The sequence below is a fragment of the Enterobacter sp. CP102 genome (assembly GCF_025152625.1).
GTDB lineage: Bacteria > Pseudomonadota > Gammaproteobacteria > Enterobacterales > Enterobacteriaceae > Enterobacter > Enterobacter soli.
In genome coordinates, this window is record NZ_CP104014.1 from 2,956,786 (window position 1) to 2,978,679 (window position 21,894).

23 protein-coding genes, 1 tRNA gene and 1 other annotated feature are annotated in these 21,894 nt (G+C 52.9%); of the genes, 13 read left to right on the forward strand and 11 right to left on the reverse strand.

Features of this window, described 5'->3' with window-relative positions; all coding sequences use genetic code 11:
- Window positions 1-9 precede the first annotated feature (9 nt).
- Window positions 10-1,485 carry a multidrug efflux MATE transporter EmmdR gene (gene emmdR, locus N1249_RS14055; protein ID WP_409193144.1) on the reverse strand — a complete coding sequence of 492 codons (1,476 nt, stop codon included), beginning with the start codon at window positions 1,483-1,485 and terminating at the stop codon, window positions 10-12.
- 193 nt (window positions 1,486-1,678) lie between these two features.
- Here emmdR and N1249_RS14060 point away from each other — a divergent pair.
- Window positions 1,679-1,754, forward strand: a tRNA-Asn gene (locus N1249_RS14060).
- Window positions 1,755-1,874: 120 nt separating this feature from the next.
- Window positions 1,875-2,210, forward strand: coding sequence for a gamma-glutamylcyclotransferase family protein (locus N1249_RS14065; protein ID WP_259830204.1), 336 nt, complete (start codon window positions 1,875-1,877; stop codon window positions 2,208-2,210).
- Between the two features lie 51 nt (window positions 2,211-2,261).
- Here N1249_RS14065 and N1249_RS14070 read toward each other — a convergent pair whose 3' ends face one another.
- The 4 genes from N1249_RS14070 to dacD all read right to left on the reverse strand — a co-directional run bounded on the left by N1249_RS14070 (window position 2,262) and on the right by dacD (window position 5,688).
- Window positions 2,262-2,597, reverse strand: a complete 336-nt coding sequence (locus N1249_RS14070) for a DUF496 family protein (protein ID WP_008499467.1) — start codon at window positions 2,595-2,597, stop codon at window positions 2,262-2,264.
- A 168-nt stretch (window positions 2,598-2,765) separates the two neighbouring features.
- Window positions 2,766-3,824, reverse strand: a complete 1,059-nt coding sequence (locus N1249_RS14075) for an FUSC family protein (RefSeq protein ID WP_259830206.1) — start codon at window positions 3,822-3,824, stop codon at window positions 2,766-2,768.
- A 92-nt stretch (window positions 3,825-3,916) separates the two neighbouring features.
- A complete protein-coding gene (gene sbmC, locus N1249_RS14080; protein ID WP_259830208.1) occupies window positions 3,917-4,390 on the reverse strand; it encodes a DNA gyrase inhibitor SbmC in 474 nt (157 codons plus the stop codon).
- A gap of 131 nt (window positions 4,391-4,521) precedes the next feature.
- Window positions 4,522-5,688 (reverse strand): serine-type D-Ala-D-Ala carboxypeptidase DacD, encoded by a 1,167-nt coding sequence (dacD, locus tag N1249_RS14085; RefSeq protein WP_259830212.1) that lies wholly within the window; start codon window positions 5,686-5,688, stop codon window positions 4,522-4,524.
- A gap of 197 nt (window positions 5,689-5,885) precedes the next feature.
- Between dacD and sbcB the strand changes: the two genes are divergently transcribed.
- Complete coding sequence (gene sbcB, locus N1249_RS14090) at window positions 5,886-7,322, forward strand: exodeoxyribonuclease I (RefSeq protein WP_409193179.1); 1,437 nt, start codon at window positions 5,886-5,888, stop codon at window positions 7,320-7,322.
- 84 nt (window positions 7,323-7,406) lie between these two features.
- Here the strand turns inward: sbcB and N1249_RS14095 are convergent, their stop codons facing one another.
- The 4 genes from N1249_RS14095 to N1249_RS14110 all read right to left on the reverse strand — a co-directional run bounded on the left by N1249_RS14095 (window position 7,407) and on the right by N1249_RS14110 (window position 10,833).
- On the reverse strand, window positions 7,407-8,765 hold the full coding sequence (locus N1249_RS14095) for an APC family permease (protein ID WP_182061650.1): 1,359 nt from the start codon (window positions 8,763-8,765) through the stop codon (window positions 7,407-7,409).
- A complete protein-coding gene (gene yoeI, locus N1249_RS14100; protein ID WP_128738933.1) occupies window positions 8,755-8,817 on the reverse strand; it encodes a membrane protein YoeI in 63 nt (20 codons plus the stop codon). The genes N1249_RS14095 and yoeI overlap by 11 nt, the downstream gene beginning before the upstream one ends.
- A gap of 220 nt (window positions 8,818-9,037) precedes the next feature.
- Window positions 9,038-9,967 carry a LysR substrate-binding domain-containing protein gene (locus N1249_RS14105; protein WP_259838126.1) on the reverse strand — a complete coding sequence of 310 codons (930 nt, stop codon included), beginning with the start codon at window positions 9,965-9,967 and terminating at the stop codon, window positions 9,038-9,040.
- Window positions 9,968-10,008: 41 nt separating this feature from the next.
- Complete coding sequence (locus tag N1249_RS14110; protein ID WP_259830214.1) at window positions 10,009-10,833, reverse strand: SDR family oxidoreductase; 825 nt, start codon at window positions 10,831-10,833, stop codon at window positions 10,009-10,011.
- A 175-nt stretch (window positions 10,834-11,008) separates the two neighbouring features.
- Here N1249_RS14110 and hisL point away from each other — a divergent pair, with 175 nt between their 5' ends.
- The 9 genes from hisL (at window position 11,009) to hisIE (ending at window position 18,225) form a co-directional block, all read left to right on the forward strand.
- The gene (hisL, locus tag N1249_RS14115; RefSeq protein ID WP_001364200.1) at window positions 11,009-11,059 is read left to right on the forward strand and encodes a his operon leader peptide; all 51 of its coding nucleotides are present in this window, start codon (window positions 11,009-11,011) and stop codon (window positions 11,057-11,059) included.
- Window positions 11,035-11,158, forward strand: a sequence feature (His leader region). It overlaps the preceding gene by 25 nt.
- A gap of 45 nt (window positions 11,159-11,203) precedes the next feature.
- Window positions 11,204-12,103: an ATP phosphoribosyltransferase gene (hisG, locus tag N1249_RS14120; protein WP_259830216.1), complete on the forward strand. Its 900-nt coding sequence runs from the start codon at window positions 11,204-11,206 to the stop codon at window positions 12,101-12,103.
- A gap of 5 nt (window positions 12,104-12,108) precedes the next feature.
- On the forward strand, window positions 12,109-13,413 hold the full coding sequence (hisD, locus tag N1249_RS14125) for a histidinol dehydrogenase (protein ID WP_259830218.1): 1,305 nt from the start codon (window positions 12,109-12,111) through the stop codon (window positions 13,411-13,413).
- A complete protein-coding gene (gene hisC / locus N1249_RS14130; protein ID WP_259830220.1) occupies window positions 13,410-14,471 on the forward strand; it encodes a histidinol-phosphate transaminase in 1,062 nt (353 codons plus the stop codon). Before hisD ends, hisC begins: the two co-directional genes overlap by 4 nt.
- A complete protein-coding gene (gene hisB / locus N1249_RS14135) occupies window positions 14,468-15,535 on the forward strand; it encodes a bifunctional histidinol-phosphatase/imidazoleglycerol-phosphate dehydratase HisB (protein ID WP_259830222.1) in 1,068 nt (355 codons plus the stop codon). Before hisC ends, hisB begins: the two co-directional genes overlap by 4 nt.
- Entirely contained in the window at window positions 15,535-16,125 is a 591-nt protein-coding gene (gene hisH, locus N1249_RS14140) for an imidazole glycerol phosphate synthase subunit HisH (protein ID WP_259830224.1), read from the forward strand. Before hisB ends, hisH begins: the two co-directional genes overlap by 1 nt.
- Entirely contained in the window at window positions 16,125-16,862 is a 738-nt protein-coding gene (gene hisA, locus N1249_RS14145; protein ID WP_257273464.1) for a 1-(5-phosphoribosyl)-5-[(5-phosphoribosylamino)methylideneamino]imidazole-4-carboxamide isomerase, read from the forward strand. Before hisH ends, hisA begins: the two co-directional genes overlap by 1 nt.
- Complete coding sequence (gene hisF / locus N1249_RS14150; RefSeq protein ID WP_259830228.1) at window positions 16,844-17,620, forward strand: imidazole glycerol phosphate synthase subunit HisF; 777 nt, start codon at window positions 16,844-16,846, stop codon at window positions 17,618-17,620. Before hisA ends, hisF begins: the two co-directional genes overlap by 19 nt.
- A complete protein-coding gene (hisIE, locus tag N1249_RS14155) occupies window positions 17,614-18,225 on the forward strand; it encodes a bifunctional phosphoribosyl-AMP cyclohydrolase/phosphoribosyl-ATP diphosphatase HisIE (RefSeq protein ID WP_259830230.1) in 612 nt (203 codons plus the stop codon). The genes hisF and hisIE overlap by 7 nt, the downstream gene beginning before the upstream one ends.
- Before the next feature lie 40 nt (window positions 18,226-18,265).
- Here the strand turns inward: hisIE and wzzB are convergent, their stop codons facing one another.
- Window positions 18,266-19,246, reverse strand: coding sequence for an LPS O-antigen chain length determinant protein WzzB (gene wzzB / locus N1249_RS14160; RefSeq protein WP_259830236.1), 981 nt, complete (start codon window positions 19,244-19,246; stop codon window positions 18,266-18,268).
- A gap of 193 nt (window positions 19,247-19,439) precedes the next feature.
- On the opposite strand from wzzB, the gene N1249_RS14165 reads away from it, so the two are divergent.
- Window positions 19,440-20,444 carry an NAD-dependent epimerase gene (locus tag N1249_RS14165; protein ID WP_259830238.1) on the forward strand — a complete coding sequence of 335 codons (1,005 nt, stop codon included), beginning with the start codon at window positions 19,440-19,442 and terminating at the stop codon, window positions 20,442-20,444.
- 56 nt (window positions 20,445-20,500) lie between these two features.
- Here N1249_RS14165 and ugd read toward each other — a convergent pair whose 3' ends face one another.
- Window positions 20,501-21,667 (reverse strand): UDP-glucose 6-dehydrogenase, encoded by a 1,167-nt coding sequence (gene ugd, locus N1249_RS14170; protein ID WP_217188513.1) that lies wholly within the window; start codon window positions 21,665-21,667, stop codon window positions 20,501-20,503.
- Between the last annotated feature and the right edge of the window lie 227 nt (window positions 21,668-21,894).

Here is a 21,894-nt window from a genome sequence, read left to right on the forward strand (position 1 = left end):
TTTGCCGAATTATTCTCCACTTCGTGCATTTGGCAGGCATTCTTTGGATTCTGTCTCGACACTTTCGGCTTTTTGGCGGGGATATTTCCATAGCCAGCGCCCACTCACCATTCTCCAGTAGAACAGAACTCCGCGCACTGCCCAGTCGAGGAACATCCCCAGCCAGACACCGACCACGCCCATTCCCAGCATAATCCCGAGCGTATACCCCGCCACAACGCGACAACCCCACATGCCCAGCATCGATACCCACATAGCAAAGCGGGCATCACGCGCGCCTTTCAGCCCGGCAGGAAGTACCCAGGAAGCGGCCCAGATCGGCATAAATGCAGCGTTAAGCCAAATCAGGATCTTAACGACCTCTTTAACATCTTCTTCATGGGTGTAGAACGATGCCATCAGCCCGGCAAAAGGCGCGCTGCCCCACGCGATTGCGGTCAGCCCGATGGTCGAGAGCCAGAAAACGTGGCGCAACTGGCGTTCAGCCTGCCCTATCTGCCCTTTCCCAAGCCGTTTGCCGGTAATAATTGTCGAAGCAGAACCAAGGGCGTTCCCCGGCAGGTTGATGAGCGAGGCGATAGAGAAGGCAATAAAATTCCCCGCGATAACATCGGTCCCCATTCCTGCCACGAACATCTGCGTGAGCAGTTTACCGCCGTTAAACAGCACCGATTCGATACTGGCCGGGATACCGATCCCCATGACTTCCCAGATAATGGCGAAATTGAGCGGCCGGAAGTAGCTTTTCAGCGTGAGGCGCAGCGACGGCGTCATACCGGTCATCAATACCCCAATAATGGCCGCCGCGCCGATATAACGCGAAATAGTCAGTCCAAGCCCTGCCCCGGCAAAACCCAGCCCGTTCCACGAGAACACACCGTAAATCAAAATGCTGCTGATGATGATGTTCAGGATGTTCATGCCGCCGTTAATCAGCAGCGGAATTTTGGTATTCCCGGCCCCGCGCAACGCCCCGCTACCAATAAGCGCAATTGCCGCCGCCGGATAACTCAATACCGTCATTTCCAGATAGGTCAGCGCCAGTGCTTTGACTTCTTCCGTTGCCTCTCCCGCCACAACATCGATGATCTCCTTACCGAAATAGTGGATCACCGCCGCCAGAATGATGGAGAAAAGGGTCATGATCATCAGCGACTGTCTGGCTGCCTCGCGAGCGCGTTTGGGATCCAGTTTCCCCAGACTGAACGCAACGACAACCGTTGTCCCCAGATCAATCGCGGCAAAGAAAGACATCACCACCATGTTAAAACTGTCTGCCAGCCCTACGCCGGCCATCGCCTCTTTACCAAGCCAGCTCACCAGGAAGGTGCTTAACACCCCCATCAGCAGGACACAGGTATTCTCCAGAAAAATGGGGACAGCAAGAGGGGTGATTTCACGCCAGAAAAGAACACGATAACTTTTACGTTTTGCGTACCAGGGCGTGCGCATAATCGCCTGGCGTATGGGGGCGGTGACGTTCAAAATGGACCTTAGCGAGAAAGTTGAAACTCCATTTCAAATGATGATGGAGAAATGCTCATCCTGCAAAGTATTTTCCATAAAAATATGTTTGGAATTACAACAAACTGACGACAGATTCAGCAATTGAACATTTTTACCTAAGATCAGGTTTGACAAAACTTTTTTCGCCGCTAAGATAAGCCTCCACAACGATTCCTCTGTAGTTCAGTCGGTAGAACGGCGGACTGTTAATCCGTATGTCACTGGTTCGAGTCCAGTCAGAGGAGCCACATTCTGAAAAGCCTGCTTTCGAGCAGGCTTTTTGCTTTTCTGCGCCAGGCACGAAGCGATTGCACCCCCTGCTGTTCCCCCTTATGTTAAGCAATTCTCTTGTTCAATGGTGATGAAGCATGAACCCTTTGTTTGTCTACGGCACGTTGCAACCTGGCCACTCAAATGCGCATATTCTGGAAAACATCGGTGGCGAATGGCTGTCGGGTTACGTGAAAGGCACCTTTTACGCGCGCGGATGGGGTGCAGCAGCCGATTTCCCGGGGATTGTTCTGGATGAACACGGCACGCGCGTTGACGGTTATCTGTTTGTCTCCGACAACCTTGAAACGCACTGGGCGATGCTGGACGAGTTTGAAGAGGGTTACGACCGGGTAGAAGTCAGTGTCACTACGGTGGAAGGCCAGCAGGTTACGGCGTGGATTTATCAACTACAGCCGCGCGCGGCGAGTTAAAACAAAAAAGGCTCTCTGTCACCAGAGAGCCCTTTTCACGTTCAGCAGCGATTACTCGCTTTTTGCTTCACCGTTTTTGATTTCGCCCATCACTTTCAGCTTTTTGGAGATGTCGCGACGTTCTTTGGACAGCTCAGCATTTTTGATGATGTAGTCATCAACGCGGTCTTCATAGTCGCTCTTCATGCTGGCGATAATGCCCTGAATAGCTTCAACGCTCATACCCGGCTTGATGTAGTCGCTCAGGTTGTCCAGCAGCAGAACACGTTTCTGGTTGTCACGGATCTTCTTCTCAACGTCCTGGATTTCGCGCTGCAATTTGTTTTTGCGGCGGAACAGGCGGACGAATTCCAGAACATCCTGGAACGAAGGCTTGGTAGTTTCCATTTTTACACCCCTGATAATGTGAGATTCGGATTCGTTAAAGCAACCGTTGTAACCGTAACCTTACTGACAGCGGTCGCGAATGACAATGAGTATATCGTTTAAAGCTATCATAACCCCAATTGCTGCTGAATCGAAGCAGCAGGCGTCACATAAGGCGATAGCTGCTTTTTATTTGCGCAGCGCCCGGCAGATCAGATGCGACAAAAGTTCCAGCTGGCGCGCCAGCTCCATGCTCAGCCAGACGTAGCCGTGGATCGGTGTTTCAGGCACATTGTCGCTCTGGCGTTCGTTGATAAGCTGCTTCAGCTCGGCAACGATTTCGGTCAGGCGCTCGCTGTTCGCCATAATAGGCTGCGGGTTCCCTTCATAGAGCGCGTGAGCAATGGTTAACAGCGTCTGTTGCGTCATCTGCTGCGTCTCTTTCAGCGTGTGTGCGTTAAGCATCAGCAGATGGCTGGGGCGAGAAGCCCAGTGCGCGTTGATTTGCAATTCGAGCATACAGACAAGATTACGACTGACCGTCTGAATCGCTTCGAAAACGGATTTCTGGATGTGCGTTTCCTTGCTGGCCGGGGTAATCAGCCCCCTCATCTTAACCACGTCATTGAGGATTTTTTGCAGATGCTTTTCAAGGCGCGGTCGCTCAACCAGGTTAGGGGAAAAACCAGTCTGATAAACCCGGTTAAAGGCCATGACGTAGTTTGCCATCTGGATACGCCAGTGCAGGAAAGCGCGCTGCGGCCAAATACCGGTGAACAGCATCGCCAGCAGCGAGCCAAGGATAACGTCTCCGCTTCGCCAGAGCGCGGTGGTCATATCCCCTGCGGGAGCACCCACCACCACCGAAAGCGTGATGCCAATCAGCAGTGCCTGATACGGTTTTTTCCCCAGCGCCAGCCAGCCGCAGAGGAACATAGCGCCGGCGCACCACGCCAGCATGACCGGAAACGAGATGAGTTCCAGTTTCAGGGCAATGAGACCCAGTGCAGAGCCTAAAACAGTGCCACCGATACGCTCAAAAGCCCGCGGGACGACATTACCCCAGAACGAGATTGGCCCCATGATGACCACCAGCGTGATCAGCGGCCACGTCCCTTCCGGGACATTCAGCAAGCGCACCAGTACAAAAGTCAGTACAAAAGCCAGCGCGATACGGCAGCCATGCACAACGCGGTAGTGTTGATACAACCGAATTTCAAACGGCGTTAATGATTTGTCGGGACGCACACCCGCTCTCCAGCAGCTCGGCAAACCACAATTGTACTGTGTTTTCAGCCGGGCGGATCACACCCGGCTGAAAAACCCTGCGTTTACCAGGATTAACCCGCTTTGTGCTCAACGGCAACGTACATTTCAATATCCCAGTAACCGTCTGCATTGCCATCGTTCAGATAGCGTTCAAAGCAGGGCTTCGGGGCACACTGATAGCGGTGGTCCTGCAATAGAGAGTTGAAGAATTGATACCATGGCGTCGCGAAATCAAAATTCTCGACCCTGGCAGTGGCAACGGCGTAGTCGCCGGCGGCGATTTCAGTCAGCATCACCCCTTCGCTGTTCTCGGGAATGACAAAATCTTCCGGCACCGTTACCGCCGTGTCACAACGCAATTTCTCTGCCGGGACGACATCCGGATTATCATAATAAACAGCAACCCATTCCAGCGGCTGGATCTGACGCCCGTCAACCCACATGACCAGTTGTTCAAAGCCTTGTTTTACCGTTTTTTCCCACGGCCCGACCAGGTGAAAGCCCGCGATTTTACGTTTCTGTTGCTGCCTGATGCTGTAGTCCATGCTGCCTCCGTTTATTACTGTATATATATACACTATAAATCAGATTTTCTATGAACAACAAACGAGGAGTGTTTATTATGTGAGCAGACTCGCATCCCTGCCAGTCTGCTGAAAGCGGTTAACGCACGCGATTAGATTTTGTGGTGCAGATAGTCGCCAAGACGTGAGAATAAGCCACCTTTATCAACGCTTTCCAGCGTTACCAGCGGCCAGTGCGCCACAACCTTATCCCGGTCGTAGAGCTGAATTTCCCCTACACGCTGATGCGCTGCAATCGGCGCTTCCAGCTCTTTTTTATCCAGCACATATTTCGCTTTGATGTTTGGTACTTCTGCTTTAGGCAACGCCAGCCAGAAATCCTGATCCGTGCCGAGCGTTACCTGCTCTTTATCGCCGTACCAGATACGCTCTGTACCCACTTTTTTACCATTATGCAGGATCTGCACCGTATCGAAGTTTTGTTGTCCCCAGTGCAGCAGCTTACGAGCCTGATCTTCACGACCTTTCGGGCTATCGGCCCCCATCACCACCGCAATTAAGCGGCGCTGACCGTCTACAGCAGAGGCAATCAGGTTAAAGCCTGCCCCGGATGTGTGCCCTGTTTTCAGCCCGTCCACGTTCATGGTTTTATCCCACAGCAGACCGTTACGGTTCTGCTGGGTGATCCCATTCCAGGTCAGGCTCTTTTCGCTATACATATGGTAAAAATCAGGCTCGCCGTGAATGATTGCCCGGGACAGAACCGCCAGGTCATAAGCGGAGCTGTGCTGCCCCGGTGCATCCAGGCCATGAACCGTTTCGAAGTGTGTGTCGCGCAGATTCAGCTTTTGTACGTAGTCATTCATCATGTTGACGAACTGCGGCTGGCCGCCCGCCACATGGTCTGCCAGCGCCACACAGGCGTCGTTACCGGAATCGACAATCAGGCCCCGGCTCAGATCGCGTACGGACACACGATCGCCTGGTTTCAGGAACATCAGGGATGAACCATCAAACACCGGGTTCCCTTTCGCCCATGCATCGCGACCCACGGTGACGATATCGTCCGGGGTAATACGGTGGCTATCAATAGCGCGGTCGACAACATATCCCGTCATCAGCTTTGTCAGGCTCGCCGGATTGCGTTGCTGATGTTCGTTGCCCGCCGTTAAAATTTGACCAGTGGTGTAATCCATCAGTACCCAGGATCCTGCCTGGATAGCGGGTGGCTGCGGTGAAAAATCCAGCGGATCGGCAGCCAGCGCAGATGAGATACTCGAAGCGAGTAAAGAAACAGCAATAAACAGACGGCGTTTCAACGGTATATCCTCAGGTCATTAAAAATCGTTGACCTTTTTACGGGACTTCTGATGTCGTTACCTGCCTTAATTGCAAAAAAATGTGACAAACAACATGTTTTACCTGAAGCCATCTCGCAAATTTCGCGCCTCAGGGCGCTTTTTATTCGGCCTGTACACCACGATCGTTTACCATAGTGGCGTCAATTTTTAACAGGATGGTATTACTGGTGTCTGACTCTGCCGCGCGCCCAACATTTTTATTTCACGATTACGAAACCTTTGGCACCCATCCGGCGCTGGACAGGCCATCCCAGTTTGCCGCCATCCGTACCGATGAAGATTTCAATATCATTGGCGAGCCGGAAGTCTTTTACTGCAAGCCCGCTGATGACTACCTGCCGCAGCCCGGTGCTGTGATGGTGACCGGCATTACGCCGCAGGAAGCACGGGATAAAGGGGTTAGCGAGGCCGAATTCGCCCGCCGCATCCACGATCTGTTCACCGTTCCGAATACCTGTGTGGTGGGTTACAACAACATCCGCTTTGATGATGAAGTGACGCGCAACATCTTCTACCGTAATTTTTACGATCCGTACGCCTGGAGCTGGCAGAACCGCAATTCACGCTGGGATTTGCTGGATATCATGCGCGCCTGCTATGCGCTGCGCCCGGAGGGTATCAACTGGCCGGAAAACGACGATGGCTTGCCGAGCTTCAGACTGGAACACCTCACCCGCGCCAATGGCATTGAACACAGCAATGCTCACGATGCGATGGCGGATGTTTACGCCACTATCGCCATGGCAAAACTGGTGAAGGCCGCGCAGCCGCGCCTGTTTGAATATCTGCTGAGCCATCGCAGCAAACACAAGCTCACTACGCTGATTGATGTCCCGCAGATGAAACCGCTAGTGCATATTTCCGGGATGTTTGGCGCCTGGCGCGGGAACACCAGCTGGGTTGCCCCGCTGGCCTGGCACCCTGATAACCGCAATGCGGTGATTATGGTCGATCTGGCGGGCGACATTTCCCCCCTGCTGGAGCTCGACAGCGATACGCTGCGCGAGCGGTTGTATACGCCAAAAAACGAACTGGGCGATCTGCCCGCGGTTCCGGTCAAACTGGTGCACATCAACAAATGTCCGGTACTGGCGCAGGCCAACACGCTGCGCCCGGAAGATGCTGATCGGCTTGGGATAAATCGTCAGCACTGCCTGGATAACCTCAAAGTGCTGCGTGAAAACCCAGAAGTGCGTGAAAAAGTGGTCGCCATTTTTGCCGAAGCTGAGCCATTTGTGGCATCTAAAAACGTCGATGCACAGCTGTATAACGGCTTTTTCAGCGATGCCGACCGCACCGCCATGAATATCGTCCTGAACACCGAACCGCGTAACTTACCGGCGCTGGATATCACCTTCGCTGACAAACGCATCGAGAAGTTGATGTTTAATTACCGGGCGCGTAACTATCCCGGTACGCTGGATGAGGTAGAGCAAGAACGCTGGCTCCAGCATCGCCGTAACGTCTTTACGCCAGAGTACCTTCAGCACTACGCCCAGGAACTTGAGTCGTTATATAACCAGTACGAAGGCGATGCTGAAAAACAGGCGCTGTTGAAAGCCCTGTTCCAGTACGCACAAGAGATAGTCTGAATTACAGATATAAAAAAGCCGGAGGCGATGTCTCCGGCTTTTTTTTGCCCGCTAACGCGGGCCTAAGGATTTGCTGGCAAGTCGTTATGCAACGTCTTCGTACTGAGGAACCGGATTGCGGAAGCTCTTGGTTACGCAAGCCAGATAAATCAGACCAATACCGCCCCAGATCAGACCCAGAACCATTGAGCTTTCTTCCAGGTTAATCCACAGTGCACCCACGGTCAGCGCACCACATACCGGCAGGAACAGGTAGTTGAAGTGGTCTTTCAGCGTTTTGTTGCGCTTCTCACGGATCCAGAACTGAGAGATCACGGAGAGGTTAACGAAGGTAAATGCCACCAGCGCACCGAAGTTAATCAGCGCAGTTGCGGTTACCAGGTCAAAATTAATGGCCAACAGAGCGATGGCACCCACCAGCAGCACGTTCCACGCCGGAGTACGCCATTTCGGATGAACGTAGCCGAAGAAACGGGTAGGGAACACACCGTCACGGCCCATCACGTACATCAGGCGAGAAACACCTGCATGTGCCGCCATACCGGAAGCCAGAACGGTGACGCTTGAGAAGATCAGCACGCCCCACTGGAAGGTCTTGCCAGCAACGTACAGCATGATTTCAGGCTGTGACGCATCCGGATCTTTAAAGCGAGAGATATCCGGGAAGTACAGTTGCAGGAAGTAAGAAGCACCAATGAAGATGATGCCGCCAATCAGCGCGGTCAGGAAGATGGCACGAGGGATCACACGCTCTGCATCTTTTGTCTCTTCAGACAGAGAAGAGATACCGTCGAAGCCCAGGAACGAGAAGCACAGGATAGTCGCACCGGTAATCATCGGCACAACGTGCGCACCTTCAGACCAGAACGGACGCGTGCTGGCCAGCGTACCTGCGCCTTCACCGTGGGACACACCGTAGATGATCAGGCCAACAATGACGGAAACAATACCCATTTGCAGGATAACAATCAGGGTGTTGAAGTTCGCAACGGTCTTGATGCTGCGCAGGTTAGATATGGTCATAAAGGCCACCAGCGCAACAACGAAGATCCACGATGGTACGGAAGGCACCAGCGCTTCAAAGTAAATTTTTGCCAGCAGAATGTTGATCATCGGCATGAACAGGTAGTCCAGCAGAGATGACCAGCCCACCATAAAGCCAACCGCCGGGCTAATGGATTTCTGAGCATAGGTGTAGGCAGAGCCAGCAGACGGGAAACGGCGAACCAGTTTACCGTAGCTCAGCGCTGTAAACAGAATGGCGACCAGCGCAAAGGCGTACGCCGTTGCAACGTGACCGTCAGTAAGGCCTGATACGATACCGAATGTATCGAACAGCGTCATTGGTTGCATATAGGCAAGGCCCATCATAACAACCGGAATCAACGTAAGTGTTTTACGTAATTCCACGCGAGAGGTTTTTGGAGTTGCGTTAAGCGACATGGTTAATCTCCTTTACGGTGATAACCGCCACGTAAGCGAAAAATTGCCCCATTTTCTGTATTCCTCAGCGACAACAACTGTCGGATTTTAGTAAATATCTATCCGGTACGAAGCCCGGCCTCTTGGTTTTTAGTTTCGTTTCATACATGCAAAAAAAAATAACCGACGCCTTTTATATCATCGATTATTCATTTGTTTGCAGCGGCCGCATTTTGCCCTATTCCAGACACAAAAGGCAATACATTGAGAAGCACAACAATAATTTCTTTTCACTAACCGGTTGATTTCTCAACATCAGGTGGAGTGTAAACCATAGCGATAGCACTATTTGCTAAAATTTCGGCTCGCCACCAGGCGCTTGCAAGCCCGGCGGTTTGTTCATTCCAGCCTACCCACACAGATTCATTATTACTTTGCGCGACGACCTGTTTCTCGACCAGCGCGCCGCTTTCAATATATCGTTGCGCCAAATAACGCGGTAGATAACCGCATCCGAGCCCGCTTATTTGCAGCTCAAGCTTGGTTTTAAAATCGAATACCGTAATCGCTTCCTGGCAATCAAGCTGCTGCGAAGGCGTCGTGTATTCAGGGTGTGAGCTGTCCCCCACCACAATTGCCCTAAAACCTCTGATGGTACGCCGATTAATCGGTTCAGGCTCGTGCGCTAACGGATGATGAGGCGCAACGGCAAATACCTGCTCCAGGATGCCCAGCCGCGCAAAGCCGAAATCGCTCAGCTGAGGCGGTTCATGCAACGCGCCAACAATGATATCCGCCCTCCCCTGCGTTAACGCATCCCAGGAGCCGCCCAGCACGCCATTAATAAAGATTAACCGGGTCACGCTGTGGCGCTGATAAAATGCTTCGATAAGCGGCGTCAGAAGGGAAAAAGGAAAGGTGTCATCAACGCCTATCACCAGCTCATTTTCCCAGCCCTGATGAAGCTTGATGGCTTGTTTTTCCAGTTCACGCACTGTGTGCAGGACTTCACGCCCTTTTTCCAGCAGCATCTGGCCAGTACGGGTGAAACGCGCACGGTGCCCGGAGCGATCGAGAAGCTGGATATTCAGATCGCTTTCCAGTTTATGTACGGTGTAACTCAGCGCGGAAGGCGTTTTGTAGAGCTTCGCCGATGCAGCCGCGAAGCTCCCCTCTTTTTCCAGCGCATCCAGGATAATAAGAACATCCAGCAACGGTTTCATGTTCGCCCCCACGCGGCGTGCGACCACCCCCGCTGATGGCATTATTCCATGGGCATCACCAGCGGATCGGGATACTGATACTCAAATCCCAGTTCATGGCAAATACGATTGCCATCAATGACTTTGCCTTTACTTTCACCCTGTGCATCACCAAAAACAGGTGGTGCAAGACCCAGCTGGCGCGCCATCAGCGGATAAAATGTGCGTCGCGAAGGATGAGAGGGTGCACATATATTATAGATGTGCCCACCCTTTGGAGCCTGTAACAACAGCTCAATTGCGCCGATGACATCCTCAAGATGCACAAGATTGACGCCATGTTGCCCGTCAGGCGCCGATTTCCCGGCAAAGAAACGCCCTGGGTGACGCCCCGGCCCCACCAGCCCCGCCAGACGCAGAATATCCACCTGAGTACCGGGCAGATTATGCAACCAGTCTTCCAGCTCTTTCAGTACCCGGCCACTGGCGGTAACCGGCTGGCGCGCAGTACCCTCTTTCACGGTGCCATCGATATCACCGTATACCGATGTCGAACTGGTAAAAATAATGCGCGGAACATGGTGTGCAAGCGCGCTATCGACAATCTCTTGTACCGCCTGTAAGTAGAAGGACTCTCCGGGACCACTGCGTCTTGCCGGGAGCGTGATGACCAGCGCATCAACGCCCATTAACGCATCCAGATCGTCAGCGTCACACACCAGCTCAGGTTCCAGGCGCAGTTCGATACCATCGATACCGCACATCCGCGCCGCTTCGACCCCGTCCGCAGTGGTTTTACTCCCGGTCACTTGCCAGCCTTTCGCTGCTAATGACATTGCCAGTGGCATTCCTAGCCACCCTAAACCGACAATCGCGACCTTTTTCATGTGAATTCTCCTGACTCTCATACGTCTGTATTAAGGCTACGCCAGCCCCGCAGAACACACAATTCATAGCATCAATATGAAATGAATTAATGATCAAAAAAAGCCCTTGCATTCTGCGGTGCAAGTGGTTTAGGTTAAAAGGCATCAAGTGAATAAGCATTCATCGAGAAAATTTATGACACGCGTTCAATTTAAACACCACCATCATCACCATCATCCTGACTAGTCTTTCAGGCGATGTGTGCTGGAAGACGTTTGGATCTTCCAGTGGTGCATGAACGCAAGAAAAAGCCCCCGGAAGATCTTCTTCCGGGGGCTTTTTTTTGGACTGAATTCAGACAGGTTAAAACAGGTTAACGAGGAATAAAGAATGTTAGATAACTCACGTTTACGCATAGCTATGCAAAAATCCGGCCGTCTTAGTGATGATTCACGCGAATTGCTGGCTCGCTGCGGGATTAAAATCAACCTGCACACTCAGCGCCTGATTGCCCTGGCTGAGAATATGCCAATCGATATTCTGCGCGTACGTGATGACGATATCCCGGGCCTGGTGATGGATGGTGTGGTTGATCTTGGGATCATCGGCGAAAACGTGCTGGAAGAAGAGTTACTGACCCGCCGCGCACAGGGTGAAGACCCGCGCTACTTCACCCTGCGCCGTCTGGACTTCGGCGGTTGCCGTCTGTCTCTTGCCACCCCTGCGGATGAAGCATGGGATGGCCCGGCGGCACTGAATGGCAAACGTATTGCAACCTCTTACCCTCACCTGCTGAAGCGTTACCTGGATCAAAAAGGCGTGCAGTTCAAATCCTGTCTGCTGAACGGCTCTGTTGAAGTTGCCCCGCGCGCTGGCCTCGCTGATGCCATTTGCGACCTGGTGTCTACCGGCGCAACTCTGGAAGCAAACGGCCTGCGTGAAGTAGAAGTGATTTACCGCTCCAAAGCCTGCCTTATCCAGCGAGATGGCGAAATGGACAGCGCCAAGCAGCGGCTTATCGACAAACTGCTGACCCGTATTCAGGGTGTGATTCAGGCTCGCGAATCAAAATACATCATGATGCACGCGCCAACCGAACGCCTGGATGAAGTGATTGCCCTGCTGCCGGGTGCTGAGCGCCCAACCATTCTGCCGCTGGCGGGCGATCAGCAGCGTGTGGCAATGCACATGGTAAGCAGCGAAACCCTGTTCTGGGAAACTATGGAAAAGCTGAAGGCACTGGGCGCAAGCTCTATTCTGGTGCTGCCAATTGAGAAGATGATGGAGTAATTGCCATGAGCTTTAACACAATCATCGACTGGAATACCTGTACCGAAGAGCAACAGCGTGACCTGCTGATGCGCCCGGCGGTTTCCGCCTCCGAGAGCATCACCCGCACCGTGGCGGAGATCCTGAACAACGTAAAATCCCGCGGCGATGATGCGCTGCGCGAATACAGTGCAAAGTTCGATAAAACCGAAGTTGGCGCGCTGAAAGTCACCGAACAAGAAATTGCCGATGCCAGCAGCCGTCTGGGTGATGAAATCAAGCAGGCAATGGCCGTGGCGGTGAAAAACATCGATACCTTCCACGCCGCGCAAAAACTGCAAATCGTTGATGTGGAAACCCTGCCAGGCGTGCGCTGCCAGCAGGTAACGCGCCCGGTCGCTTCTGTCGGGCTCTATATTCCTGGCGGTTCGGCGCCGCTGTTTTCAACCGTATTAATGCTGGCCACTCCGGCGCGTATCGCCGGATGCCAGAAAGTGGTCCTCTGTTCGCCACCGCCGATTGCCGATGAAATTCTGTATGCCGCGAAGCTCTGTGGCGTGCAGGAGATCTTTAAAGTGGGCGGCGCACAGGCCATCTCTGCTCTGGCTTTCGGCACCGAATCTGTCCCGAAAGTCGACAAGATTTTTGGGCCTGGCAATGCGTATGTGACTGAAGCCAAACGCCAGGTCAGCCAGCGTCTGGACGGCGCTGCAATCGATATGCCTGCCGGTCCGTCTGAAGTGTTGGTGATTGCCGACAGCGGTGCAACCCCTGATTTTGTGGCGTCCGACCTGTTATCTCAGGCTGAGCACGGCCCTGATTCGCAGGTGATTTTGCTGACGCCGGACGCCGACATGGCCAGACGCACAGGCGAAGCCGTGGAACGTCAGCTCGCTGATTTGCCCCGTGCCGATACCGCCCGCCAGGCGCTGTCCGCCAGCCGTCTGATTGTAGCGAGCAGTATTGAGCAGTGTATTGCCATCTCTAACCAGTACGGCCCGGAGCACCTGATTATTCAGACCCGCAACGCACGTGAGCTGGTTGATGGCATCACCAGCGCGGGCTCTGTCTTCCTGGGCGACTGGTCGCCTGAATCGGCTGGTGATTACGCCTCCGGGACCAACCACGTGCTGCCCACTTATGGCTACACATCCACCTGTTCCAGCCTGGGGCTGGCGGATTTCCAGAAGCGCATGACCGTGCAGGAACTCTCCCGCGAAGGTTTTGCATCACTGGCATCCACCATTGAAACCCTGGCCGCCGCAGAACGTCTGACCGCCCACAAAAATGCCGTTACGCTGCGCGTTGCAGCCCTGAAGGAGCAAGCATGAACATCGAAGAATTAGCTCGCGAAAATGTCCGTCGACTGACTCCGTATCAGTCTGCGCGCCGCCTGGGCGGTAACGGTGATGTGTGGCTGAATGCCAACGAATTCCCGACGGCGGTGAAGTTTGAGCTGTCTCAGCAAACGCTGAACCGCTACCCGGAGTGTCAGCCAAAAGCCGTAATTGAGAACTATGCCGCCTATGCTGGCGTAAAGCCTGAGCAGGTTCTGGTCAGCCGTGGCGCCGATGAAGGCATTGAGCTACTGATCCGCGCCTTCTGCGAGCCAGGAAAAGATGCCGTCATGTACTGCCAGCCAACCTACGGCATGTACAGCGTGAGCGCGGAAACCTTCGGTGTGGCGTGTCGTAACGTGCAGGCGCTGGACGACTGGCAGTTGGATCTTGAGAATATTGCTAAAAACCTCGATGGCGTGAAAGTGGTGTTTGTGTGCAGCCCAAACAACCCGACCGGGCAGATTATCAACCCACAGGACATCCGCACGCTGCTGGAAATGACCCGTGGCAAAGCCCTGGTTGTCGCGGATGAGGCCTACATTGAGTTCTGCCCGCAGGCGTCTCTTGCTGGCTGGCTCGAAGAGTACCCGCACCTGGTTGTGCTGCGTACACTGTCGAAAGCCTTTGCTCTTGCTGGCCTGCGCTGCGGTTTTACGCTGGCCAATAAAGAAGTTATCGATCTGCTGTTGAAAGTGATTGCCCCGTATCCGTTGTCCACCCCTGTTGCGGATATCGCCGCTCAGGCACTGACACCGCAAGGGCTTGAGGCAATGCGCGGCCGCGTCGCACAAATCCTGAATGAGCGTCAGTATCTGGTCAATGCGCTAAGAGAGATAGCCTGTGTTGAACAGGTTTTCGACTCTGAAACAAATTACATCCTGGTGCGCTTTATCGCCTCCAGTGCGGTATTTAAATCCTTGTGGGATCAGGGCATTATCTTACGAGATCAAAATAAACAACCTTCACTGAGCGGCTGCCTGCGTATTACCGTGGGAACCCGTGAAGAGAGCCAGCGCGTTATTGACGCCCTGAATGCGGAGAAAGTATGAGCCAGAAGTACCTTTTCATCGATCGTGACGGCACCATTATTGCCGAGCCGCCAACCGATTTTCAGGTCGATCGTCTCGACAAACTGGCTTTTGAAGCTGAGGTCATCCCGGTATTGCTCAAACTGCAAAAAGCCGGGTTTAAGCTGGTGATGATCACCAATCAGGATGGTCTGGGCACCAGCAGCTTCCCGCAGGCGGATTTTGACGGCCCGCATAATCTGATGATGCAGATTTTGACCTCTCAGGGTGTGGAATTTGAAGAGGTGCTGATCTGCCCGCACCTTCCGGCGGATAACTGTGATTGCCGTAAGCCGAAGATAAAACTGGTAGAGCGTTACCTGACTGAAGCCGTGCTGGATAAAGCCAACAGCTATGTCATCGGCGATCGCGCCACGGACATCACTCTGGCTGAGAACATGGGTATTTCAGGCCTGCGCTACAACCGTGCCGATCTCAACTGGGCGCAGATTGGCGAACAGCTGACCAAACGCGATCGATACTCTCACGTTGAGCGTAATACCAAAGAGACGCAGATCGATGTGAAGGTGTGGCTGGATCGTGAAGGCGGCAGCAAGATCCACACCGGGGTTGGTTTCTTCGATCACATGCTGGATCAGATTGCCACCCACGGTGGGTTCCGCATGGAAATTGCGGTAAAAGGCGATCTGTACATCGACGATCACCACACCGTTGAAGACACCGGTCTGGCGCTGGGCGAAGCGCTCAAGCTGGCGCTGGGTGACAAGCGCGGTATCAACCGGTTTGGCTTTGTTCTGCCGATGGACGAGTGCCTTGCGCGCTGTGCGCTGGATATTTCCGGCCGCCCGCACCTGGAATACAAAGCCGATTTCACTTACCAGCGCGTAGGCGATCTCAGCACTGAAATGGTTGAACACTTCTTCCGTTCACTTTCCTACACCATGGGTCTGACGCTGCACCTGAAAACCAAAGGCAAGAACGACCACCACCGCGTAGAGAGCCTGTTCAAAGCCTTTGGTAGAACCCTGCGCCAGGCGATTCGTGTGGAAGGTGATGCCCTGCCCTCGTCTAAAGGAGTGTTGTAATGAACGTGGTCATTCTGGATACCGGATGCGCCAACCTGAACTCCGTGAAATCGGCGATTTCGCGCCACGGCTATGAGCCGGTGGTCAGCCGTGATCCGGACGTGGTGTTACGCGCCGACAAACTCTTTTTACCCGGCGTGGGCACGGCGCAGGCAGCGATGGATCAGATCCACGAGCGTGAGCTGGTTGACCTGATTAAAGCCTGTACCCAGCCCGTGCTGGGGATCTGCCTGGGGATGCAGCTTTTGGGTCGTCATAGCGCAGAGAACAACGGCGTCGACCTGCTGGGCATTATCGATCAGGATGTGCCGAAAATGACCGACCACGGTCTGCCACTGCCGCATATGGGCTGGAACCGTGTGTACCCGAAAGCAGGAGACAGACTGTTTCGCGGCATTGAAGACGGGGCTTATTTCTACTTTGTGCACAGCTACGCGATGCCGGTGAATCCGTACACCATTGCCCAGTGCAACTACGGCGAGCCATTTACCGCTGCGGTTCAGAAAGACAATTTCTACGGCGTGCAGTTTCACCCGGAACGCTCTGGTGCCGCAGGCGCACAGTTGCTGAAAAACTTCCTGGAGATGTGATGATTATTCCCGCATTAGATTTAATTGACGGCACGGTCGTCCGGCTCCACCAGGGTGATTACGCTCAGCAACGAGACTACGGCAATGATCCGCTGCCACGTTTGCAGGATTACGCCGCGCAGGGCGCTGAAGTGCTGCACCTGGTGGATCTCACCGGCGCGAAAGACCCGGCTAAGCGCCAGATCCCTCTGCTCAAAAAACTGGTGGCGGGCGTGAATGTGCCCGTTCAGGTGGGTGGTGGCGTGCGGACTGAAGAGGACGTAGCAGCCCTGCTTGAAGCGGGTGTGGCACGCGTTGTCGTTGGCTCTACCGCCGTAAAAGATCCCGAAATGGTCAAAGGCTGGTTCCGCCGTTTCGGTGCGGATGCGCTGGTGCTGGCGCTGGACGTGCGTATCGATGAACAGGGTAACAAACAGGTTGCCGTCAGCGGCTGGCAGGAAAACTCCGGCGTGACGCTCGAGGAGCTGGTTGATATTTATCTTCCGGTGGGCCTGAAACATGTCCTTTGCACAGATATTTCTCGTGACGGGACGCTGGCAGGCTCGAATGTTTCTTTGTACGACGAAGTCTGCGCACGTTATCCGCAGGTTGCGTTCCAGTCCTCTGGCGGCATCGGTGATTTGGCCGATATCGCCGCTCTGCGCGGTACGGGTGTTCGCGGCGTGATTGTTGGACGCGCCTTACTGGAAGGAAAATTTAGTGTGACGGAGGCGATTCAATGCTGGCAAAACGGATAATCCCTTGCCTGGACGTACGTGACGGCCAGGTGGTGAAAGGCGTGCAGTTCCGCAACCACGAAATCATTGGTGACATCGTCCCGCTGGCAAAACGTTATGCCGATGAAGGTGCAGACGAGCTGGTATTTTACGATATCACCGCCTCCAGCGATGGACGCGTTGTGGACAAAAGCTGGGTCGCGCGCGTGGCGGAAGTGATTGATATCCCCTTCTGCGTGGCGGGCGGGATCAAGTCTGCGGAAGATGCCGCCAAAATTCTCTCCTTCGGCGCGGATAAGATCTCCATCAACTCACCGGCCCTGGCCGACCCTGAGTTAATCACCCGTCTGGCTGACCGTTTTGGTGTGCAGTGTATTGTGGTAGGCATTGATACCTGGTTTGACGACGCAACGAGCAAGTATCACGTTAACCAGTATACTGGCGACGAAAGCCGTACCCGCGTAACCCAGTGGGAGACGCTGGACTGGGTGCAGGAAGTCCAGAAACGCGGCGCGGGTGAAATCGTACTCAACATGATGAACCAGGACGGCGTGCGTAACGGATACGACCTGGAGCAGTTGAAAAAAGTGCGCTCGGTGTGCCATGTGCCGCTGATTGCCTCCGGTGGCGCGGGAACCATGGAGCATTTCCTGGAAGCCTTCCGCGATGCTTCCGTAGACGGTGCGCTTGCCGCTTCCGTGTTCCATAAGCAAATTATCAATATTGGTGAGTTAAAAACGTACCTGGCAAATCAGGGCGTGGAGATAAGGGTATGTTAACAGAGCAACAACAGGCGCAACTGAACTGGGAAAAAACTGACGGATTATTGCCAGTCGTTGTACAACATGCCGTATCAGGCGAAGTCCTGATGCTGGGATATGTGAACCAGGAAGCTCTGGCTAAAACCGTCGACAGCGGTAAAGTCACGTTCTTCTCGCGCACCAAACAGCGCCTGTGGACCAAGGGTGAAACCTCGGGGCATTTCCTGAACGTGGTCAGCATTACGCCAGATTGCGATAACGACACCCTGCTTATCCTGGCAAACCCGATTGGCCCAACCTGTCATAAAGGCACCAGCAGTTGCTTTGGTGACGCGAGCCACCAGTGGTTGTTCCTGTATCAGCTTGAACAGCTGTTAGCGGAGCGCAAAACGGCGGACCCGCAAAGCTCTTATACCGCAAAACTGTATGCCAGCGGCACGAAGCGCATCGCGCAGAAAGTCGGTGAAGAAGGGGTAGAAACGGCTCTGGCGGCGACCGTAAATGACCGCGAAGAGTTGACCAACGAAGCCTCTGATTTGATGTATCACCTGCTGGTGCTACTGCAAGACCAGGATCTCGATTTAACCGCGGTGATAGAGAATCTGCGTAAACGCCACAAATAAAAAAAAGACCGGGGAAACCCGGTCTTTTTTTGTCAACTCATCAGGCTTTTGGTGTGTAGCCGCGTAACGCGTTGCGTACCAACACCACACAGGAACCGATAATCCCACCCAGCAGCACTGCCAGAATCAGCAGAATGGCTTTTTTCGGGCTGTCACGCGTCACCGGCAGATCTGGCTGCATGACATAGCGGTAAGCATGAATAGTGGACGGATCAACGTGAAGTTTCTCGATATCCAGTAAGTTCTGTTTGGTCTGGTAATACGCAGGCGAGAATACCAGTGGGCGCGTCGATTCGTGGTCAATCATCGATTGCAGCGCTTCGCTTCCCAGCAGGAACATCGTTTCCTGGGTAACATCCTGAGTTTGCTGGATCTGCGGGGTCACAACCTTCGCAGCTTGGGCGAATTTTAACGCTTCGGAAATCTGCTGAATACGCAGCTCTTTTTGCTCCTGCGCAACTTTCTGCTGGTTTCCAAGTGAGTCGTTTAGCGCTGAAATCTGCTGTGTAATGTTATCTTTCAGGTCAACGCCCAGCTCTTTTGCTGTCTGTTCATCTACCTGGCGAATATATTGATTCAGCTGCTTCTGCGCGCCCTCTGCCGTACTGCTGACATAAGTGATGACCAATGGCAGCGCTTGCCCTTTTACCGCAGGTTCGATGGATAATTTTTCAGGAACCAGCTGGTTATCAAGCGCCTGAGAAAGCGCTGAAATTGACGCGTTAAAACGACCGATAACACGTGACTGAACATCCGATAACGATGGCGCAGCATTACCATACAGAATGTTAAGCGCACCGTTGTATGTCGCGACTTGTGCAGCATCTGGCTGGGTGATAATCGCCGTGGAGGTCCATTTCTCTTTTGCGACAAAGATGTAAATAACCGCCAGAATGATGGCAACAACGACATAGGTGAATATTGTCTTTTTGCCGCGCCAAAGTTGCATTACTAAATCAAGTAAATCAAATTGCTCCGGGTCATTGCTTCTGCTGACCGCGTTATTGTTGTTATGCGTCATACAATCCTTAACAGGTAAAAAGCTCAAAAAAATATTATTTGTATAGTTTATCCTGTACTGACGATTTTTCTATAAGAATCCTATGAGTTATCTGTTCACAGGTGAAGTTTTGCTAACCTGGCACTTAGCGGTATGATGCACACCATCTTTTGCGCATAGCGCATCGCGATATTTGTTACTGAAGAGGATTGGTATGAAATTTTTGGTCACCGGAGCCGCTGGTTTTATTGGCTTTCACGTCAGCGAACGACTTCTGAAGGCGGGTCATCAGGTTGTAGGTATTGATAACCTGAACAGCTACTACGATGTGAGCCTGAAGCAAGCCCGACTGGATCTTTTGGCGTCTGAGAATTTTTCATTCCGCAAACTCGACCTCGCCGACCGTGAAGGGATGGCTGCACTCTTCGCTGAAGAGAAGTTTGACCGGGTGATTCACCTGGCCGCTCAGGCTGGCGTGCGTTATTCGCTGGAAAACCCTCATGTTTATGCAGAATCAAACCTGATTGGTCATCTGAACGTTCTGGAAGGCTGTCGCCATAACCAGGTTCAGCATTTAGTCTATGCGTCTTCGAGCTCCGTGTATGGTCTGAACAGCAAGATGCCATTCTCCACCGATGATTCAGTGGATCACCCTGTGTCTCTGTACGCAGCCACCAAGAAAGCAAATGAGCTGATGGCGCACACCTATTCGCATCTTTACGGTCTGCCAACCACCGGGCTGCGCTTCTTTACCGTTTACGGCCCATGGGGTCGCCCGGACATGGCGCTGTTTAAGTTCACTAAAGCGATGCTCGAAGGTAACAGTATCGATGTGTACAACTACGGCAAGATGAAGCGCGACTTTACCTACATCGACGATATCGTCGAAGGTATCATCCGCCTTCAGGACGTTATCCCGCAGCCAAACCCGGAATGGACAGTTGAAACGGGTTCCCCTGCGTCAAGTTCCGCGCCTTACCATATCTACAATATCGGCAACAGTGCGCCTGTTGAGCTGATGGATTACATCACCGCTCTCGAAGAAGCCCTGGGCACCGAAGCGAAGAAGAATATGATGCCTGTACAGCCTGGTGATGTGCTGGAAACCAGCGCAGACACCAAACCACTTCAGGATGTGGTTGGTTTTAAACCACAAACCTCGGTGAAAGAAGGGGTTAAGAACTTTGTGGACTGGTATCGCAATTTCTACAACGTCTAAAAACAACAATGCCCGGCAGTGCCGGGCATTTTTTTACGCGTTATCTGCAACTATTATCAGTCACTGCCGAATAGATCGCGGGTGTACACTTTATCCGCCACATCGGCCAACTCATCCGCCATACGGTTAGAGATAATCACATCCGCTTCTTTCTTAAAGGCATCCAGATCGCGAACCACACGGGAGTGGAAGAACTCATCTTCTTTCATTGCTGGCTCGTAAATCACAACCTGCACACCCTTCGCCTTGATACGTTTCATGATCCCCTGAATAGAAGAGGCGCGGAAGTTATCAGAGCCGCTCTTCATGATCAGACGGTATACGCCCACCACTTTCGGGTGACGTGCAAGGATGGAATCAGAGATGAAGTCTTTACGCGTGCGGTTGGCATCAACAATCGCTGAAATCAGGTTGTTTGGCACAGCCTGATAATTCGCCAGCAACTGTTTGGTGTCTTTCGGCAGGCAATAACCACCGTAACCAAACGACGGGTTGTTGTAGTGGTTGCCAATGCGCGGATCCAGGCAGACACCCTCGATAATCTGACGCGTATTCAGACCCAGGCTTTCTGCATAGCTGTCCAGCTCGTTGAAGTACGCAACACGCATTGCCAGATAGGTGTTCGCGAAGAGTTTAATCGCTTCGGCTTCGGTGGAATCGGTAAACAGTACCGCGATATCTTTCTTAATCGCCCCTTCCTGAAGCAGTGCAGCAAAACGCTCAGCACGCTCAGAACGCTCGCCAATCACAATACGGGACGGATGCAGGTTATCGTATAACGCCCTTCCCTCACGCAGGAACTCTGGCGAGAAGAAGACATTATCAATACCCAGCTTTTCCTTAATGGATTTGGTGAAGCCCACAGGAATGGTCGATTTAATGATCATCACCGCGTTCGGGTTGATCGCCGTAACATCTTTAATCACTGCTTCGACGCTGGAAGTGTTGAAGTAGTTGGTTTTCGGATCGTAATCGGTTGGCGTAGCGATGATGACGTAGTCCGCGTTGCGGTATGCATCTTCTTTATCCGTCGTTGCGCGGAAATTCAGAGGTTTATTGGAAAGATAATCCTGGATCTCCTTATCAACAATCGGGGAGACTTTCTGATTAAGCATATCCACTTTGGCCTGCACGATATCCAGCGCGACCACTTCGTGATTCTGCGCAATCAGAATACCGTTTGAAAGACCAACATAGCCTGTTCCGGAGATTGTTATTTTCATCGTTCAACTTCTTCAAGTATGAGTGTCAGGAAGCGCGTTCGCACCACCGCAATAAACAACTGTTGAGGTTTTTACCTCTTATGTTGATCGGCTGTCAAGGCGAATGCCTTGCTACAGGAGTGAGATAATACAGAGGTTTATTCTGCGTTGAGAGAGCCTTGTTGCACGAAGCAAGTCAACAAGGGGGCGGCGCGATAAAAAAAGCCCGGTGAATTTCACCGGGCCTG